The 17142-nt window shown below is 66.0% G+C and carries 19 protein-coding genes; 9 read left to right on the forward strand and 10 right to left on the reverse strand.

Annotated features, from left to right (window positions below; genetic code table 11):
- Positions 1 to 51 precede the first annotated feature (51 nt).
- Both AC5RWD_RS15460 and AC5RWD_RS15465 read right to left on the reverse strand, forming a co-directional pair.
- The gene (locus tag AC5RWD_RS15460; RefSeq protein WP_494020850.1) at positions 52 to 1068 is read right to left on the reverse strand and encodes a sugar phosphate isomerase/epimerase family protein; all 1017 of its coding nucleotides are present in this window, start codon (positions 1066 to 1068) and stop codon (positions 52 to 54) included.
- Positions 1065 to 2243 (reverse strand): Gfo/Idh/MocA family protein, encoded by a 1179-nt coding sequence (locus AC5RWD_RS15465; RefSeq protein ID WP_494020851.1) that lies wholly within the window; start codon positions 2241 to 2243, stop codon positions 1065 to 1067. Before AC5RWD_RS15465 ends, AC5RWD_RS15460 begins: the two co-directional genes overlap by 4 nt.
- Positions 2244 to 2387: 144 nt before the next feature.
- Here AC5RWD_RS15465 and AC5RWD_RS15470 point away from each other — a divergent pair, with 144 nt between their 5' ends.
- On the forward strand, positions 2388 to 3392 hold the full coding sequence (locus AC5RWD_RS15470; RefSeq protein ID WP_494020852.1) for a LacI family DNA-binding transcriptional regulator: 1005 nt from the start codon (positions 2388 to 2390) through the stop codon (positions 3390 to 3392).
- Positions 3393 to 3435: 43 nt separating this feature from the next.
- On the opposite strand, the gene AC5RWD_RS15475 is transcribed toward AC5RWD_RS15470, so the two are convergent.
- Both AC5RWD_RS15475 and AC5RWD_RS15480 read right to left on the reverse strand, forming a co-directional pair.
- Positions 3436 to 3747, reverse strand: coding sequence for a putative quinol monooxygenase (locus AC5RWD_RS15475; RefSeq protein WP_494020853.1), 312 nt, complete (start codon positions 3745 to 3747; stop codon positions 3436 to 3438).
- A 9-nt stretch (positions 3748 to 3756) separates the two neighbouring features.
- Positions 3757 to 4806, reverse strand: coding sequence for a LacI family DNA-binding transcriptional regulator (locus tag AC5RWD_RS15480; RefSeq protein WP_494020854.1), 1050 nt, complete (start codon positions 4804 to 4806; stop codon positions 3757 to 3759).
- Between the two features lie 204 nt (positions 4807 to 5010).
- Here AC5RWD_RS15480 and AC5RWD_RS15485 point away from each other — a divergent pair, with 204 nt between their 5' ends.
- The 4 genes from AC5RWD_RS15485 (at position 5011) to AC5RWD_RS15500 (ending at position 10414) form a co-directional block, all read left to right on the forward strand.
- On the forward strand, positions 5011 to 6363 hold the full coding sequence (locus AC5RWD_RS15485) for an NAD(P)H-dependent oxidoreductase (RefSeq protein ID WP_494020855.1): 1353 nt from the start codon (positions 5011 to 5013) through the stop codon (positions 6361 to 6363).
- 87 nt (positions 6364 to 6450) lie between these two features.
- A complete protein-coding gene (locus AC5RWD_RS15490) occupies positions 6451 to 7473 on the forward strand; it encodes a DctP family TRAP transporter solute-binding subunit (protein ID WP_494020856.1) in 1023 nt (340 codons plus the stop codon).
- A gap of 96 nt (positions 7474 to 7569) precedes the next feature.
- Positions 7570 to 9489, forward strand: a complete 1920-nt coding sequence (locus AC5RWD_RS15495; RefSeq protein WP_494020857.1) for a TRAP transporter large permease — start codon at positions 7570 to 7572, stop codon at positions 9487 to 9489.
- 28 nt (positions 9490 to 9517) lie between these two features.
- Complete coding sequence (locus tag AC5RWD_RS15500) at positions 9518 to 10414, forward strand: NAD(P)-dependent oxidoreductase (RefSeq protein WP_494020858.1); 897 nt, start codon at positions 9518 to 9520, stop codon at positions 10412 to 10414.
- Between the two features lie 7 nt (positions 10415 to 10421).
- Here AC5RWD_RS15500 and AC5RWD_RS15505 read toward each other — a convergent pair whose 3' ends face one another.
- The 3 genes from AC5RWD_RS15505 to AC5RWD_RS15515 are packed head-to-tail and all read right to left on the reverse strand — an operon-like array spanning position 10422 to position 12216.
- Positions 10422 to 10778: a hypothetical protein gene (locus AC5RWD_RS15505; protein WP_494020859.1), complete on the reverse strand. Its 357-nt coding sequence runs from the start codon at positions 10776 to 10778 to the stop codon at positions 10422 to 10424.
- A gap of 26 nt (positions 10779 to 10804) precedes the next feature.
- Positions 10805 to 11272 carry an NUDIX hydrolase gene (locus AC5RWD_RS15510; RefSeq protein ID WP_494020860.1) on the reverse strand — a complete coding sequence of 156 codons (468 nt, stop codon included), beginning with the start codon at positions 11270 to 11272 and terminating at the stop codon, positions 10805 to 10807.
- 20 nt (positions 11273 to 11292) lie between these two features.
- The gene (locus tag AC5RWD_RS15515) at positions 11293 to 12216 is read right to left on the reverse strand and encodes an EamA family transporter (RefSeq protein ID WP_494020861.1); all 924 of its coding nucleotides are present in this window, start codon (positions 12214 to 12216) and stop codon (positions 11293 to 11295) included.
- 69 nt (positions 12217 to 12285) lie between these two features.
- Between AC5RWD_RS15515 and AC5RWD_RS15520 the strand changes: the two genes are divergently transcribed.
- Both AC5RWD_RS15520 and AC5RWD_RS15525 read left to right on the forward strand, forming a co-directional pair.
- A complete protein-coding gene (locus AC5RWD_RS15520; RefSeq protein ID WP_494020862.1) occupies positions 12286 to 13152 on the forward strand; it encodes a LysR family transcriptional regulator in 867 nt (288 codons plus the stop codon).
- A 123-nt stretch (positions 13153 to 13275) separates the two neighbouring features.
- On the forward strand, positions 13276 to 13602 hold the full coding sequence (locus AC5RWD_RS15525; RefSeq protein ID WP_494020863.1) for a PepSY domain-containing protein: 327 nt from the start codon (positions 13276 to 13278) through the stop codon (positions 13600 to 13602).
- Positions 13603 to 13628: 26 nt separating this feature from the next.
- Here the strand turns inward: AC5RWD_RS15525 and AC5RWD_RS15530 are convergent, their stop codons facing one another.
- From AC5RWD_RS15530 to AC5RWD_RS15540, 3 genes are read right to left on the reverse strand one after another with little or no spacing between them, the layout of a single operon-like run.
- On the reverse strand, positions 13629 to 13778 hold the full coding sequence (locus AC5RWD_RS15530; protein WP_494020864.1) for a hypothetical protein: 150 nt from the start codon (positions 13776 to 13778) through the stop codon (positions 13629 to 13631).
- Positions 13775 to 14092 (reverse strand): hypothetical protein, encoded by a 318-nt coding sequence (locus AC5RWD_RS15535; protein ID WP_494020865.1) that lies wholly within the window; start codon positions 14090 to 14092, stop codon positions 13775 to 13777. Before AC5RWD_RS15535 ends, AC5RWD_RS15530 begins: the two co-directional genes overlap by 4 nt.
- A gap of 5 nt (positions 14093 to 14097) precedes the next feature.
- Positions 14098 to 14355, reverse strand: a complete 258-nt coding sequence (locus AC5RWD_RS15540; RefSeq protein ID WP_494020866.1) for a hypothetical protein — start codon at positions 14353 to 14355, stop codon at positions 14098 to 14100.
- Positions 14356 to 14619: 264 nt separating this feature from the next.
- Here AC5RWD_RS15540 and AC5RWD_RS15545 point away from each other — a divergent pair, with 264 nt between their 5' ends.
- Together AC5RWD_RS15545 and AC5RWD_RS15550 are read left to right on the forward strand one after the other, a co-directional pair.
- Positions 14620 to 15330: a TetR/AcrR family transcriptional regulator C-terminal domain-containing protein gene (locus AC5RWD_RS15545; protein ID WP_494020867.1), complete on the forward strand. Its 711-nt coding sequence runs from the start codon at positions 14620 to 14622 to the stop codon at positions 15328 to 15330.
- Between the two features lie 480 nt (positions 15331 to 15810).
- Positions 15811 to 17091 carry an ABC transporter substrate-binding protein gene (locus AC5RWD_RS15550; protein WP_494020868.1) on the forward strand — a complete coding sequence of 427 codons (1281 nt, stop codon included), beginning with the start codon at positions 15811 to 15813 and terminating at the stop codon, positions 17089 to 17091.
- Positions 17092 to 17142: the final 51 nt, after the last annotated feature.

Genomic DNA, 17142 nt, shown 5'->3' on the forward strand with positions numbered 1-17142 from the left:
GTCTGATGGCCGGCAGGCTTCCTGTCTGTGGTTGTGTTGACGGTCTGGTTGCTAGGGGCTGACCAGTGCGGCTGCCAGGGCTGCGTCCGCTTCCTTCAGGACCTTGGCGGCGACTTCGAGGCCTTCGATGCGGCCGAGTTCCACGTCTTCGTGTTCGATGTTGACGAGCATGTCAGGGTCGACTTCGTGGAGGGCGCGCAGGAACTCGGTCCAGTAGGCGGTGTCGTGGCCTTTGCCGAGGGCAACGAAGTCCCAGGCGGCGGGCTTGGGCCATTCGTTGGCCCATTCGTCGCCGCCGAGGTTGGTGCGGTTCTCCTGGGGGGAGAGCCTGCGGAAGCGGTTGTCCAGGACGCCGTAGATGGCGGCTGTTGCCTTGTTGACGCGCACGTCCTTGGCCGCTGCGTGGAACACCAGCGGGCCCAGTTCGCGGACCACGGCCACCGGATCCATCTGCTGCCAGAACAGGTGGGAGGCGTCGAGCTCGACACCCACGTGGGTGGCGCCGGTCAGTTCGATGAGCTTGTACACGTCGGCCGGGTTGAAGACCAGGTTCTGCGGGTGCAGTTCCAGAGCCACCTTGACGTCGAGGTCGGCGGCAAGCCGGTCCGTTACCTTCCAAAACTCCGCGGCGACTCCCCACTGGTAGTCCAGTACGTCCAGCGCCGCGGAGTTCCAGGCGTTCACGATCCAGTTCGGCACGGTGGCTCCGGGTTCCCCGCCGGGCAGTCCGGACATGGTGACCACGCGGTTCTGTCCCAGCCGGCGGGCCAGGCGGATAGAGCGGCGGATGTCCTCGGCGTGCTTGTCGCCGATCGCGCGGTTGGGGTGCAGCGGGTTGCCGTTGCAGTTCAGTCCGGCGATGGAGACGCCGGTGCCCTCGAAGATCGCCAGGTAGTCATCGCGCGCGGCGTCACTTTCGAGGATTTCGTCAAAGGTGGGGACGTGCACCGGGGGCAGGAACCCGCCGGAGTTGATTTCGATGCCGGTCAGGCCCAGGTCGGCGACGACCTTCAGGGCCTCGGGCAGTGGACGGTCGTGCAGGATCGCGTTGTAGACGCCGAGCTTCACAGCGTGATCTTCTTTCCGTTGTTCAGGGCGGATTCGGTGACGGCGGCGAGCAGTTCCATGTTGCGAACGCCGTCGTCGAAGGTGGCGCAGCGCGGCAGGGATTCCTCTTCGGAGAGCCCGGCCACCTCTTCGAGGAACGCGCGGGACTGGTAGGCGAACGCGTCGTTCTGGCCGAAGCCGACCTCGGGGGCGTCCATCGCCAGGCCGCCGGCGATGTAGGGGTGGCCGGGGCCGAGGATGACCTGGCGGTAGCCGTTCTCGTGGCCGGAGCCGTCGTTGAGGAACAGCTGGACTTCGCCGGGGCGGCGCTGGTCGAACTTGGCGGAGCCGTTCTCGCAGAAGACCTCGAAGTTGAGGCTGTTGGCGTGCCCGGCTGCGACGCGCGAGACTTCGAAGCTGCCGGCGCCGTTTTCGAATTCGGCGGAGAAGGCTGCGTAGTCGTCGTTCTCCACGGCCTCAAAGGTGTCGCTGACGGCGGCGTGCTCGTGTCCGATGACGGCGCCCAGCGGCAGGGGCCGCTTGTCGATGGCGGTGCTGAGGCGGCCGCCGCTGATGGACTTGATGTCACCGCAGAGGAATTCAGAGACATACGCCAGGTGGCTTCCGACGTCGGCCAGCGCACCGGAGCCGGGACCGCCCTTGTAGCGCCAGCTCATGGGGGCCTCCGGGCTGAAGCCGTAATCCGTCCAGTAGCGGCCGCTGAAGTGCAGCACCTTGCCCAGAGTCCCGTTCCGGATGAGCTCGCGGATGTAGGCGATGCCCGGGGTGCGGCGGAAAGTGAACCCGATCCGGGCGATCGAGGAGGCGTTGCGGGCGGCATCGGCCATGGCCCGCGCGTCCTCCAGGGTGTCGCTCAGCGGCTTCTCGCACAGCACGTGCTTGCCGGCGGCGAGGAGGCCTTCCACCACTTCCCGGTGCAATGAGTTGGCGATGACAACACTGACGACGTCGATGTCCGCTGCTTCGGCGATCGCCTGCCATGAGGTGTCGTTGCGCTCGTAACCGAAGCGCCGTGCGGCGAGGGAGCCGAATTCCGGGTTCACGTCTCCGATGGAGACCAGCCGGATCGGCGGCAGGACGGGGTTGTACAGGGCGGACGCGGTGCGGAAGGCGGCGGCGTGAGCCTTGCCGGCCATGCCCGCCCCGATGACGGCTACGCCGAGATCTTTGGGCATTGGTTTTCTCCTTTGAAACGGGCTTTGCGGGACTCAGCCGCTGTGATGCGTGAGGCAAATTGGAGCGCTCCATAAACACGATAAGGGGCGAACTTTGTCCTGTCAATGTCCCAAAACGACCGACTGATGGGTGACAATGGCAGGGTGACCCAGGAGACCGGCAAACGCCCGAACATTTACGACGTTGCCTCCGCGGCCGGGGTGTCGAAATCCCTGGTCTCGCTGGTCCTGCGCGGTGCGCCCGGCGTCTCAGCTGCCCGCCGCGCCGCTGTCGAGGACGCCATCAAACGGCTGAACTACCGCCCCAGCCGGGCGGCGGCGACGTTGGCTGGCAATAAATCCCGGACCATCGGCGTGGTGCTGGACGACTACCGGAACCTCTGGTTCGTCGGGCTGCTGGGCGGGCTGCACGATGAGCTCGCCCCTCTCGGCTTCCGGGTGGCGGTCGCCGACCCGTCCTTCAATGCGCACCTGGACCGGACGCCGGTGGACGGCCTCATGTCGCTGCGGGTGGACGGCATCGTGATCGCGACCGAGCCCACGGAGGAGATGTTCGCCGCCGTCGATGTTCCTGCGGTGGTGGCGGGCAACCGCGATGTCGCTGTCCCGGGGGCGGATATTGTGGCCAATGACGACGCGGCGGGCGGCCGCCTGGCCACCGGGCATTTGATCGGGCTGGGGCACAGGGAAATCGGGCACGTGACCGGCGGGGGCGGCGCCGCCCGTCTGCGGGCGCAGGGGTTCGAGGCCGCGATGCGCGACCACGGCCTGCGGCCGCACACCGCGCAGGGCCACGGGCTGACGATGGAGCCGGACGGCTACGAGGGCGGGCTAAGGCTGCTTGACCAAAACCCGGAGCTCACGGCGATTTTTGCGGCCAACGACGTGATGGCTATGGGCGTGGCGGCCGCGGCGCGGGACCGGGGGCGGCGGATCCCGGAGGATCTTTCCCTGATCGGCTACGACAATTCGCCGCTTGCGTCGGCAAACCTGCTGCGCCTGACCACCATCGACGGCCGGAACAGCGAGGTGGGTACAGGGGCTGCGAAGGCCCTGCTGGGCCGCATGAAGGATCCGGAACTTCCCGTCCGGACTGAGCTCGTGGACCCGGAGCTGGTGGTCAGGGGATCGACGGCGCCCCCCGCCTGACATGTTCAGGCGGGGGGCGCCGTCGTTCTTCGGATCCTTCGGGTCAGAGCGCGCCCTGTGCGCTGGTGCCTGCGGGGATCGCGGCCAGCCGGGTCACCTCCACCGGTTCCTCGAGGAGGCCCTCAAGCGAGGCGTTCAGGCGCTTGACGGCGTCGCCGGCGCCATGGGCATCGAGGAGCTCGGCGCTTTCCCACTTTTCGATCATGACGATCTGGCCGTTCGGGGCTTCGTGGATGGCGTACAGAATGCAGCCCGGCTCCTCGTGAACCTCCGCAATGGCGGGGGAGAGGGCGGCCACGACGTCGTCGAAGGCGCCTTCCTTGGGCGTGAACATGGCGGTGACAACTACTGTCATGGTTTTTCCTTATCTGGTTGCGGACTTGCTGGCGCCGAGGCGGGCCGGTGCAGCGCAGCTGCTGCGCGGCACGAAATCCGCCTTGACTTCGATGGTCCTGGCGCCGGCGGGGAGCCGGCCCTGCATCCGTCCGAGGACAAGCTCGAGGGAATGCACGGCCAGCATGCCGATCGGCTGCCGGATCACGCTGAGCGGCGGGCTGGTCAATTCGGTCCACGGATTGTCGTCAAAGACGATAACCGAGAGGTCGTCGGGGATCCGGACGCCCATCTGGACGAGGCGCCTGACTGAGCTTTGCACCTGGGCGGTGTTGGCGACGATCAGACCGGTGGGGGCCTCCGGGAGCGCCAGAAGTGATCCGACGGCGTCTCCTCCGCCGTCTCCGCGGAATGGGACGTCCCGGACCAGCATGGGATCGAGGCTTATTGAAGCGCTTTCGAGGGCGGCCCGGTAGCCGCCGATCCGTGAACGCCCTGTGGAAGTGCTGGCGGGTCCGGTGATCAGGCCGATCCGCTCGTGGCCGAGCGCGAGGAGGTGTTCGGTGGCGCGCCGGCCCGAGTCGGAGTTTTCGATGCTGACGACGTCGACGTCGCCAAGTTCCGCAATGGCGCGGTCAACGAAAACCACGTTGACGCCGAGGTCCCGCAGGCGGTCCCATTTCTCGACGTTTCCGCCCGTTGGCGTGGCAATGACGCCGCCCACCGAGCGGTCAAGAAGGGTGTCCAGGGATTCGGCCTCAAGGTGCGGGTCCTCCTGGGTGGTCATGACCACCACCTGCACGCCGTGGCTGCGGGCCTCCCACACCACGCGGTCCGCCAGCTGTGCAAAAAATGGGTTGGCAAGGTCAGTGACCACCAGGCCGACGGTAAGGGCGTGGCCGGCGCTGAGCTCCCGCGCCGCAGCGCGGGGACGGTACCCGAGTTCACTGATGACATTCAGTACCTGTTCGCGCTTGGCCGGCGCGACCGGACCGGAGTCCGGGTTCAGCACCCGCGACACCACGGACACGGAGACTCCCGCCGCTGCCGCCACGTCGCGGATAGTGGGCGCCTTCTTCAATGCTCCTCCTTGTGGCCGGTGGGGTTCACCGACATCTGTTGACACAGCTTAACACTGACTGGTACAAAAGTGGAACCGGTTCCACCCGGTACCCCAGATCACAGTGTCTGCTAATCCGGACACGCCCAGTGCGACGAAGAGGTTGCTCCACCGCACGGTGGACGGCCATCTCTCTTCCGCCAGACATCAATCAGAGAGATCCCCATGAACCTTCACAAGCTTCTTAGCGACCGCGAGAACCAGGGCCGTCCGATCCGCGTCGGACTCATCGGTGCCGGCCGGTACGGCACCATGTACCTGGCCCAGGCAAACAACATCCCCGGCATCCATGTTGTTGCCATCGCTGACATCAATGTGAAGCGCGCAGAAGGTGCCTTCGAGCTGGTCGGATGGCCCCAGCACCAGATCGCTCCGGACATTGCCACCGCGCTGGAGAACCGCTCCACCGCCATCGTGGCCAACGCGGATGAACTGTTCGACGTCGACATCGACGTCATCGTTGAAGCCACCGGCAACCCGATCGTCGGCGTGAAGCATGCGCTCCGCGCCATCGAAACGAAGAAGCACATCATCATGGTCACGGTCGAGGCCGACGCCCTGGCCGGCCCGGCCCTCGCCAAGCGTGCGGAGGAGGCCGGCGTCGTCTATTCCATGGCGTACGGCGACCAGCCGGCCCTCATCATGGAACTGGTGGACTGGGCCCGGACCAGCGGCTTCGACGTGGTCTGCGCCGGCAAGGGCGCCAAGTACCTCGAGCACTACCACGAGATGAACCCGGACAACGTGTGGGAAAACTGGGAGTTCTCCAAGGAGCTCACCGACTCCGGCCAGCTCAACCCGTACATGCACACCTCCTTCCGTGACGGTACCAAGGCGTCCATCGAAATGGCCGCCGTCGCCAACGGCGCAGGCCTCACGCCGTCCGACCACGGCCTGAGCTTCACACCGGGTGACGTGGAAGAGATCGCCACCATCTGCCGGCCCGCCGACGTCGGGGGTGCCCTGGCGCACGAGGGAAGCGTTGACGTCATGTCCAGCGTCAACCGCGACGGCAGCTGGATCAGCCACAACACCCAGGAAGGCGTGTTCGTCGTCGTCAAGGCAACCAACGGCTACGTCTCCGGCTGCTTCAACGAATATCCCTGGCACCCGGACCCCACCGGCCAGTACGCAGCCCTGTACCGCCCGTACCACTACGTGGGCCTCGAACTGAACATGTCCATAGCCAACGCAGCCCTTCGCGGCATCGCCACCGGTTCCCCGGTCGGTTTCTTCGGCGACGTCGTTGCCACCGCCAAGAAGGACCTCAAGGCCGGCGAATTCCTCGACGGCGAGGGCGGCTTCACGGTGTGGGGCAAGCTCGTCTCAGCCAAGCACTCGGTGGAAATCGGCGCCCTGCCGGTGGCCCTCGCCCACCATGTCGAGCTGCGTGCCGACATCGCCAAGGGTGCCACAGTGCGGTGGGAAGACGTCATCATGGACGACTCGCTGTCCCAGGCCCTCGAGCTGCGCCGCGAAACCGAAGCGCTCGTCGCCGAAGCCGCACTGACCTCCTAATTCACACGCCCGTCCCCACCTCCCGGGTGCGACCCCAAGCTTCCCGTGCCCGGGAACAAGACTCCTTCCAATGAAGAAAGGCACCACATGAACACCAAGACCCGCGCCCTCACCGGAGTGCTGGCCGCGACCCTCGCCGCCACGCTCCTCGCCGGCTGCGCTTCCGGAGCCCCGGGCGGCGGCGCCCCAGTGGCCAAAATCCAGCTGTCCATTCCGGACCCGCTGACCTCCTCGGTAGGTGTCTCCGCCCAGCACTTCGCCGACCAGGTGAAAAAGACCTCCAACGGTTCAGTGGTTGTCACGGTGGTGCCCAACGGCACGAGCTTCAGCGGGGACCAAAACGCTGCCGTCACGAGGCTGCAGGGCGGCTCGCTGGACGCGCTGATCCTGTCGACGTCGGTTTACGCGTCCGTGGTGCCCGAGATGAACGCCATCAGCATCCCTTACCTCTTCGATGACACCAAGGAAGAGGCGGCGTTCCTGGCGGGCAAGCCCGGCGATGTGCTGAAGGAGAAGCTCAAGGAGAAGAACACCGTCGCACTGTCCTTCCTCACCCGGACCGGTCGCCAGATCACCAACTCCGAACGCCCCATCGAGCAGCCCTCGGACCTGAAGGGCCTGAAGATCCGCGTGCCGGGCAACCCGCTGTGGACGGACTTCTTCGGAAAGCTGGGCGCGAGCCCCACCACCATGGCGTTCTCCGAAGTCTTCACCGGCCTGCAGACCGGAACCATCGACGGTCAGGAAAACCCGATCGAGGTGCCGTGGACCAACAAGTTCTCCGAGGTCCAGAAGTACGTATCGCTGACGCACCACATCAACGATGCCTGGGTCCTGGCACTGTCCTCCAAGAAATGGGATTCCCTCACCGAGGACCAGAAGAAGATCCTGACGGACGCCTCGGCCGAGACGGCGACCTTCAAGACCGAGTACGACGCCGAGCAGTCGGAGAAGCAGCTGGCCGAGCTCACCGCCAAGGGCATGAAGGCCAACGAGCCCACCGCCGCCGGGCTGGAGCAGTTCAAGGCCGTGTCCAAGAGCCTCTACCCGGACTTCTCGAAGCTGATCGGCAAGGAATTCTTCGACCAGGCGATTGCCGCAGCCAAGTAGAACCTTTGAGGGCCGGAGCGCAGTCCGGCGCCCCGGCCCTCAGCAAGCATCCCCGCACTCAGCATCCCGCTCTCAACGTTGACAGTCTGGAAAAACATGGAACATACACTCGCCCCCAAGGAACTCGAAGAGGTCCTTCCCTCTGATGCGGAAGAGATTCTCCACCACGGGCACGTCGCACCGCGCTGGAGCGGGGCCGTCTGGCTGGACAAGGCATTGGAATGGACCGTCGGCGCGGCCATCCTTGCCGAGCTCGTGGTTATCCTGCTGAACATCACGGTCCGGGTTGTCACCGGGGATTCCGTGCTGTGGACGCAGGAAGTGTCTGAAATCGCACTTCTCACCATCGCCTTCATCGGCGGTGCGATCGCCTATCCCAAGGGCGCGCACATGGCCGTCCAGGCGCTGATCATGCGGCTCCCGGCCAACTGGAAGCCCTACCTGGCGGCCCTCGTCGATTGCCTCGTCTTCGTCATGAGCGCGGGTGCCTTTGCGCTCTTCGTTCCCACCCTCGTCCAGCAGTTCGAGGAAAAGACACCGATCCTCCAGCTGCCGGTCTTCTGGGTTTCGCTGCCGTTCGCGCTGGGCATGGTGCTCATCGCCTGGTTCGCCGTCCTGAAACTCTGGAGGCAACCGCGCCGCGCCGTCCTGGTGGGTGCGGGCATCACGACAGCCTTGGCCGCCGTCGTAGTCCTGTCCCAGCCGCTGTTCTACTACGCCTCGCCCAACCTCCTGCTCGGCGTGGTGCTGGTTGCCCTGTTCGCCCTGCTGTTCCTTGGCCTGCCCATCGCGTTCGTCCTCGCACTGGCTTCCGGCATTTACCTCTACCTCGGCGGCATTTCCGAGGTCAGCGCCATCCCGATCGGCATGGCCTCCGGGGCCAAGGGCTTCGTGCTGTTGGCCATCCCGTTCTTCATCCTCGCCGGAACCGTCATGAACTCCGCCGGTCTGACCCTGCCGCTCGCCAAGCTGGTGGACGCTCTCATCGGCCACCTGCGGGGCGGTCTGCTCCAGGTGGTCGTAGTGACCATGTACATCTTCTCCGGCATCTCCGGGTCCAAGGTCGCGGACGTCGCGGCCGTAGGCACCACCATGCGCGGCATGCTCGAGGAACGAAAGTACCCGCGCGGTGAGGTGGTCGCCGTGCTGTCCGCCTCGGCCATCATGGGTGAGACCATCCCGCCCAGCATCGTCCTGCTCATCATGGGCTCCATCACCACGATTTCCACCACCACACTGTTCCTGGCCGGCTTCGTTCCGGCCGCCTTCCTCGCCCTCGTGGTCATGGCTCTCGTCTTCCTCCGCGCCAAGAAGCAGGGCGGCGTCGCCAGCCCCAAGGCCACCTGGCGGGCACGCGGTTCCGCCACGTTCTTCGCCATCCCGACTCTGCTCCTTCCGGTAGGCATGGTCGTGGGCATCCTGAGCGGCTTCGCCACCCCCACCGAGGTGTCCTCGGTCGCCGTCGCCTATGCCTTCGTCCTTGCCGCCGCCTACCGGCGCGGCAGCAAGCGGCTGCTGGGCGATACGCTGCGGGAAACGACGACGACGGCGGGCATGGTTCTGTTCATCATCGCCGCCGCGTCGCCGCTGGCCCAGACGCTTGCCCTGGCCGGTGTCTCCCAGCAGATTCACGACCTCATGTCCGGCCTGGGCGACTCGCCCCTGCTCTTCATGCTGTTCACCATCGTGCTGCTGATCATCATGGGCCAGCTGCTGGAGGGCCTGCCCGCCGTTCTGATCTTCGCGCCGCTGCTTCTGCCCATCGCCACCGAATTCGGCGTCAATCCGGTGCAGTACGCCATGGTGCTGATCATTTCCATGGGCATCGGTTCCTTCGCCCCGCCGGCCGGCGTCGGCTTCTACGTTGCCTGCGCAACCGGACTCGAGACCGTGGAAAAGAGCCTCAAGCATTTCTGGCCATACCTCATCGCGGTGTTCATCGGACTGCTGGTGCTTGCCGCCGTTCCGTGGTTCAGTACCTTCCTGCCCGCCATGGCCGGACTCATTCCCTTCTAACCACGTGAGCACAGTGACAGGCACAGCAGTGACAGACACACAGAACGAATTGAAGTCCGTTGCCCTGCTGGGCACCGGCCCGATGGGCGCCCCGATCGCCAGGAACATCCTGGCCGCTGGCGTTCCGCTCACGCTCTGGAACCGCACTGCGGAAAAGGCAAAGGCCGTTGGCGGGGGACGGGTGGCCGGCACACCGGCGGAAGCCGCAGCCGAGGTTGTTCTGACCGTCCTGCCGGACCTGCCGCAGGTGGCAGCTCTGCTGTCCGGAGGGGACGGACTGCTGGCCGGATGGAAGGCTGCCGGCATCGCGGAACCGGTCCTGGTCATCCATGGCACGGTTTCCCCGGTGGCCGTGGCCCGGTTCGCCGAAGACTGCAAGAACCGGCATGGGGTGACGGTGGTGGACGCGCCGCTGAGCGGCGGGACCATCGGAGCCGAGGAAGGCCGGCTGAGCACCATGGCCGGAGGGCCGTGCGGGACGGTGCGGCGGCTCCTGCCGCTCCTCGGGCTCTACAGTTCCACCGTCGTCTGGTTCGGCGAAGCCGGTGCAGGGTCCACGGCCAAGGCCTGCAACCAGATCGTCGTGGCCGCCACGGTCACCGCCCTGGCCGAGGCGATGGCTGTGGCCACTGCCGCCGGGCTTGACCCTGGGAAGGTCCAGTCCATTCTGGCCGGCGGACTGGCGAATTCGGAGGTGCTCCGGCAGAAGGGGCAGCGCTGGATCGACGGTGACTTCGAAGGCGGCGGCTCGGCGAAAAACCAGCTGAAGGACCTGAACTTCGTCGCCGAGATCGCCAAGGACGCCGGGCTGGAACTGCCGCTCTCTGCCAGCGTCCGCGGTGCCTTTGAGGTCATGGTGGAGGCGGGCGACGGCGACCTGGACCACACCGGGATCTACCGGACGGTCCTCGGGCAGTCAGGGTAACGGCACGTCAGGAGTCTATAAGGCGCCCGGCGTGCTCGGCCTCGGCCGGGTCGAGCACGCCCGGGCCGGCGCCGAGGTACACCCAGCGGCTGGTGCGGCCATCCGGCCCGGTGAGGCTTCCCTGGCGGAGGGCGCTGTCGATGCGGCTGCGGACCAGGGCCTCATTCGGAGGTTCCGTGGCGAAGATGATCCGCAGTGTGACGGTGTCCCCGTCCCTTTCCGGCCGGGTGTGGTGCGGTGCCAGCGGGCAGGGCGGCTGATGGTCCCAGCTTCCGCACAGTCCGCGCGTGACCGCGGCGCCCAGGGCGGCGATATCCGGGGCTGGCACGTCGCCGCCGCCGGTTTGCATGGTGACTGTTGCCAAGTGCAAATACGCGGATCTCACGGACGTCATGCCCTGAGGTGCTCGAGCAGTGCGTCGAGAATTGGCAGCTGGCCTTTGACCAGCTTGATGCGGGCCTCGGATTCACCGATCCACTCGGCGCGGTCGATCTCGGGGAAGTGCTGCACCGTCCCCGAGCCCTTGGGCCACTCCAGCGGGAACGTGTTGCTCAGGATTTTCTCGGGCTTGAAGGCGGACTCGGCCGTGAATGCCGTGATGAGCTTGCCCGAAGGCTGCCGGAAGGTGCCGAGGAGCACGTAGTCCGCGGACGGCGCCGGGACGCCCATTTCCTCCGCGAACTCACGCCGCGCCGCCGCGAGTGGATCCTCGTCTTCGAGGTATTCGCCCTTGGGAATCGACCAGGCTCGCTCGTCCTTGCGCTCCCAGAAGGGCCCGCCCATGTGGGCGATCCACACTTCCACTTCCGCCCCGCTGTTCTGCCGATACAGCAGAAGGCCTGCACTCCTGACCGCCATGTTGCCCTCCTGCCCCAAGGCTACCCCCGGGTTCCCGGCAAAGTCCGGCGGGTGCGGCGGCCGGCGAGCATTATGGCCGCCACGTTGGTGGCAACGATGACCGCCATGCCCAGCCACTCGTGCAGCACGAGGAACTGGCCCAGCACGATTGTCCCGGAAAGGGCGGCCAGCAGCGGGTTGATGCTCATATATACGCCGAAGAAGCCAGGCCGGATGTGCCGCAGCGCGATGAGGTCAGCGGCGTAGGGGATGACCGAGCACAGTACGCCGGCGATGACCGAGTACCCGAGAGCAGGGCCGGCCAGCGAACCCTGGGCCAGCAGACAGGCCGCCACCGGAAGGTAGAAGACAAGGGAAACAGCGGTGGCGGCCGCCGGTGCCTGCAGGCCCGGCAGCCGCTGCCCGGCAATCCTGTTCAGGACAATGTAGGCCGCCCAGCATACGGCCGCGGCCAGGGCAATGCCGATGCCGGCGAAGTCGCTGCTGGGACCGGGCAGCACCAGAACGTAGACTCCGCAGCCGGCGCAGGCAGCACACAGCAAGTCCAGCGGGGTCCTTGAGCGCAGCAGGGCAATGGCCAGCGGGCCAAGGAACTCCAGCGTTACGGCCAGGCCCAGGCCGATCCGCTGGATGGCGACATACAGGCAGATGTTCATCAGCGCGATGGCAGCACCCAGGAGGAGCGTCGGCCACCACTGGCGCCAGGTGAAACGGTGAAGGGGCGGCCGGGCCACAGGCAGCAGCACCGCGGCCGCGACGAGCTGCCGCACGGCCACGACGCCGGCGGGTCCGACGGCCGGAAATGCGTGTGCACCGATGCCGGCGCCGACCTGGCTGCTGATTCCACTGCCCGTCATGGTCAGGACACCGCCCAGGACCCGGCCCTGGGCTGGGGCTGATTCACTGCGGCCCCGGCCGGTACCGGGCTCTGCGAAAGTCTCCATGTTCCACAGTGTGCGGGCAGATCCGAAAACCCATAAATGCTCCGGCTGCCAGTTCTATACGATTGCCGTATGAATCTTGAGCTGCGCCATCTTCGGGCCCTCGTGGCTGTTGCCGAGGTTCAGACATTCACCGACGCGGCCATCGCGCTGGGGACCTCCCAGGCCAGCGTCTCGCGGTCCGTCGCGGCGCTTGAACGCACCCTCGGGGTGCGCGTTTTCCAGCGGACGACGCGCAGCGTCACCCCTACGGCCGCGGGGAAACGCATCATTGAGCACGCCCGGAGGGTCTTGGATGAAGCCCGCCTGCTGGAAGAGGCGGCGCGCCATGACCCCGGCGAACTCAGGGTGGGATACGCGTGGTCCGCGGTGGGCAGCCGGACACTTGCCGTGCAGCGGCGCTGGGAGGAATCGAACCCTGCCGTCCCGCTGATCTGGGTGCAAGCCGATTCGCCGGCTGCCGGCCTGGCCAACGGAACTGTTGATGTCGCCGTCGTCCGCAAGCAGCTCAGGGACCCGCGCTTCGACGAGGCGCTGCTTGGAACTGAAAGGCGCTACGCCGCAGTGGCGGCCACAGATCCGCTGGCCCGGCGGCGTTTCCTGCGCATGGCAGACTTTGCGGGGCGGACGCTTGCGGTGGACAGCCGGACGGGGACCACCACCGTGGACCTGTGGAACCCGGCGGTGCGGCCGGCATCGCTGCGCCCGGTTCAGGGAGTGGACGACTGGCTGACACTGATCTCCACCGGACAGGCGATGGGGATGTCCTCGGAGGCGACGGCGACGCAGTACCCGAGGCCCGGCGTGGTCTACAAGGTTGTCCGGGACGCTCCGCCCATTGCCGTGTTCCTCGCGTACTGGAAGGACGACCCGTCGGTACTCATCTCCGACTTTGCCCGCCTGGCGCGGCAGGCTTACGACGACGGCGGCACCCGCTGACCGGGGGCTACTTGCGTCTAGCTTCCTTCGGCTTTGTTCCGCTGTTCGAGACTGCTGAGATCAACGCCTTGTCCAGCCCCCTGGGCAGGGGGACACTGGAAAAGGATGCGAAAGGAGTCTGTCGTGCGCAAGAGAACAGTCTGGATTACTGGAGCAGCCGTTGCTGCGGTGGCGCTGGGAGGCGCATCGGTTGCAGCTGCTTCCGTCAACCCCTTCGACGATGACACGACCACGACCGGCGGCACGCAGCAGCCGCTGAACCAGGCCGACCGTGACAAAGCGGTCGACGCCGCAATGGCCAAAGTCGGTCCCGGGCAGGTTACCGAGGTCGAGCGGGGTGACAGCTCGGGTTCGTCCTACGAGGTGGAGATCCGGAAGAGCGACGGATCCGAGGTGGAAGTCAACATCGGTGCCAACTTCCAGGTGCTGACGCAGAGCGCCGACGACTGAGCCGCGCGCACAGAGCCCGGGGCGAGTTAGCTGTTGCCGGGGTGTACGAGGCTGTCGGGGTCCTGCTGGTTCGCCGGCGCGTCGGAGAGTCCCGCCGGTGACAGGTCGAACTCGTGGATGCTTCTGCCTTCGGCGATGGCGGGGGAGAGGCTGCTGGCAGCGCTGGGGGTAGTCATCTAAGGTTCTTTCTCGTGAATTTGAATGGCCGGAACCGGCGCTGACTGCGCCGGGGCGGGCTTGGGTGGGACACGGTAGTAGCCGGCGTGCGGGCCAGGACTGCTGCGACGAAGGCTGCGGTGGTGGCCAGAACGCGGGAGCCGCCGCACTTGGCGCAGTTGAAGGCGGCGGCGAGGGTTTCCCGCTGCCGGTCCATGACGGTGATGGAATCGACCGCGAGGTGCCGGTCGGTGTCGCATGCCGCGCACCATGGCCGGTTTCCGCGGGGCTGGTGCGCGTCCCGAGGCAGGTAGGTGCTGGCAGCTGTGTCCACGCCGGCTAAACCAGGCCGGGGTAGCTGGCCATGATGTAGTCCGCCGCCGCTGGGCCTGTCATGCGCAGGCCGTTCTGCCCGGGGTGGATGTGTTTTTTCTTCATGGCTGCCCAGAAGGTGCCTTCGGGCCGCGGCGCCAGTTGGTGGAGGAAGCACCAGCTGGTGTACAGGCCGTAGAGGCGGTCCCGGCCCAGCGGTGAGTCCGACCGGTCATCGGCTGTGGTGGCTTCCTGGAGGAATTGGTCGTATTGCGAATGTGCCATGGATGGCTCTTTTCCGCTGGGTGCCTTTGGGCCGCCGTCGGGCTGCAGCGGCTTACGCATCGGCGCCCTGCACGGGGGCGGCGAAGCGGGGGACAGGGGTACTCCTGGATGGAGTGAGCGGCCGGAACGGCCATGCAACCAGGGTCTCTTTGCTGAAACGGTGATAACAAGTCCTCTACGGTGTAGACTTTACGCGTAGACTACTTATTAAGCAACCGTGCCTACCGCACAGAAGGCGGGTCCCCTGGGCCGCCCAAAGGAGCCGTGTCCCCCGTGGATAAAGCATTGACCGACGCAACCGTTGGCAAGAAGAGGCGGCTCAGCCGGGACGTGGTGCTCACCGCTGCGCTGAAGCTGGTGGACGCCGAGGGGCTGGACGCTCTGACAATGCGACGGCTTGGGCAGGAACTCGGCCGGGACCCAATGAGCCTGTACCGGTATGCTGCTAACCGGGCCGCGCTGCTGGACGGGGTGACCGAGCTTGTCCTGGACGAACTGGCGATCATCGGCGAGGATCGGGACTGGCAGGGGCAGTTGCGGCGGATAGCACATGACTTACGGCTCCTGGCGCTCCGGCACCCCAATGTCGTGCCGCTGCTGGTGACGCGCCCGCTCTCCACGCCGTTGGGCCTGCGTCCGCTCGGGACGCTGCGTCCGCTGGAGCAGATCCTGTCCCTGCTGATCGACGCCGGATTCGGACCCGGCGATTCGCTCCATGTGTACCGGGCCTATTACGGGTTCCTGTACGGGCACATCCTCAATGAGCTGCAGGAGTTCATCGTCGATCCGGAAGAGAACGAGGCGCTGCTCCGTCTTGGGCTGCACCGTCTTCCCGCGCGGGAGTTTCCCCGGCTCCGCGCGCTGGCCCCGGATCTGGCCGAGTACGACGGGGCGGCCGAGCTGGACCAGGGCCTGGACATCCTGCTCTCCGGCCTCGCAGCCAGCCTGGCTCCACGCGACACCGTCAGGCAATAGCACGACCTCCTACCCGAGAACCCGGAGAACACCATGGATTCTGCGCGGATCCTTGCGGATCCACGCGGGCCAAGAAGTGAAGAGCCGGCCGAGTACGCGCACTCCTACATCGGGTTCGGTCTGACCCCCGTGGTGGCGATCGACCTGGAATAGGGCAGCAAAGGCGCCTTCAAGGAAATGTTCGCGAATACACGCGTGAGGGTCGAATGCGCCCCGGCCGCCCTGGACGCGCACAGAGGTGCGCCCCACGTTCGGCAGCGGACTGGCGGCGCTTGTATGCCAAAACGATTCTTCCGCGGTTCCGTATTACATTAGGGCGGCTTGTTGCCAGTCGTCAACGGGCCGCTGACTGGCCGATGTGACGCTTGACACTTCTTGAGGGGTGGTCCTACTGTGAGTGCCAAGTCGTTTTAGCAAAACGATTTTTCACCCCAGCTTCAGTCTCGCCATTTCCGTTCGAGAGAAAGTGAGTCGACAGCGATGTCCACTCGAAAGACCATCAACAGGTTCGCCACCATCGGCGGCATCTGCACCGCCGTCGCGCTGGCAGCCACCGGGTGCGGCGCAGGGGGCCCGTCCGCGACGGGTAGCGCCGGCACCAGCACCGTCAACGTCCTGGTGGAGGCAGGCGGCCACGCCGAGCTGACGGGCGTCGCCGAACAGTGCAAAAAGGATGCCGGAGTCGATGTGAACTTCGTGGAACTGCCGTACGACGGCATGTTCAACCGGCTCTCCAGCGAGTTCTCCTCCGGCAACGTTTCCTTCGACGTCGCAGCCCTGGACTCGGTCTGGCTGCCAAGCTTCAAGGATGCCGTCCAGCCCATCGACGAGATCTTCACCGACGAGGCCAAAAAGGACATCTTCCCCGCCCTTGTGAAGGAAGCAAACGTGGACGGGCACTTCATCGGCCTGCCCGCCTGGACCAACGCCGAAATCATCCTCTACCGTAAAGACCTCTTTGAGGATGCCAAGAACAAGGCCGAATTCCAGGCCAAGTACGGCTACGGACTCGCCGCACCCACCACGTGGAAGCAGTACCAGGACATCTCCGAATTTTTCACCAGGGACGGCATGTACGGCACCGACGTCAAGGGCGGCGTGGAAACCGAATGGCTTGCCCACGTCCTGCAGGCAGGCTCGCCGATGGTCCTGGACGAAAACAACAACGTGGTCATCGACAACGCCGCGCACAAGGAGGCCCTGGACTTCTACGTCAGCCTCACCAAGTCCGCGCCGTCCGGTGCCGCGCAGGTCGACTGGGCTGCCGCCCAAAACCTGTTCAACCAGGGCAAGACCGCCATGACCCGCTTCTGGGCCCACGCCTACCGGCAGATCCCCAAGGACTCACCGGTGGCCGGCAAAGTGGGGGCAGCTCCCATGATCGCCGGATCTGCCGGCATCGGGGGCGTCCCGGGACCCTGGTACCTCACCGTCCCGAAGGCCACCAAGAACACCGAGGCGGCCAAGAAGTTCATCAAGTGCGCCTATGACAACAACAGCATGGGCATTGAATCCAGCCTCGGTCTGGCTTCGCGTATCTCAGCTTTTGAGAAGTACCAGGACAGGGAAGGCTACGAAAGCTTCGGTCCGCTGATCGAAACCCTCAACGGGAAAGCCACGGCCACCCGGCCGGCAACCGAGAAATGGCAGCAGATCGTGGACACGGTTCTGGTTCCCATGCTGCAGAAGGCTGTGGCCGGCGGGGACTCCGCCATCCTCCTCGCCGACGCTAAGAAGCAGATCGAGGACCTCCTCAAGTAAGACCCCCGTGGCCGGCACCTGCCGATACGGCACTTTAAGTCCGGTGCCGGC

The sequence above is a fragment of the Arthrobacter sp. CMU6 genome (assembly GCF_059090205.1).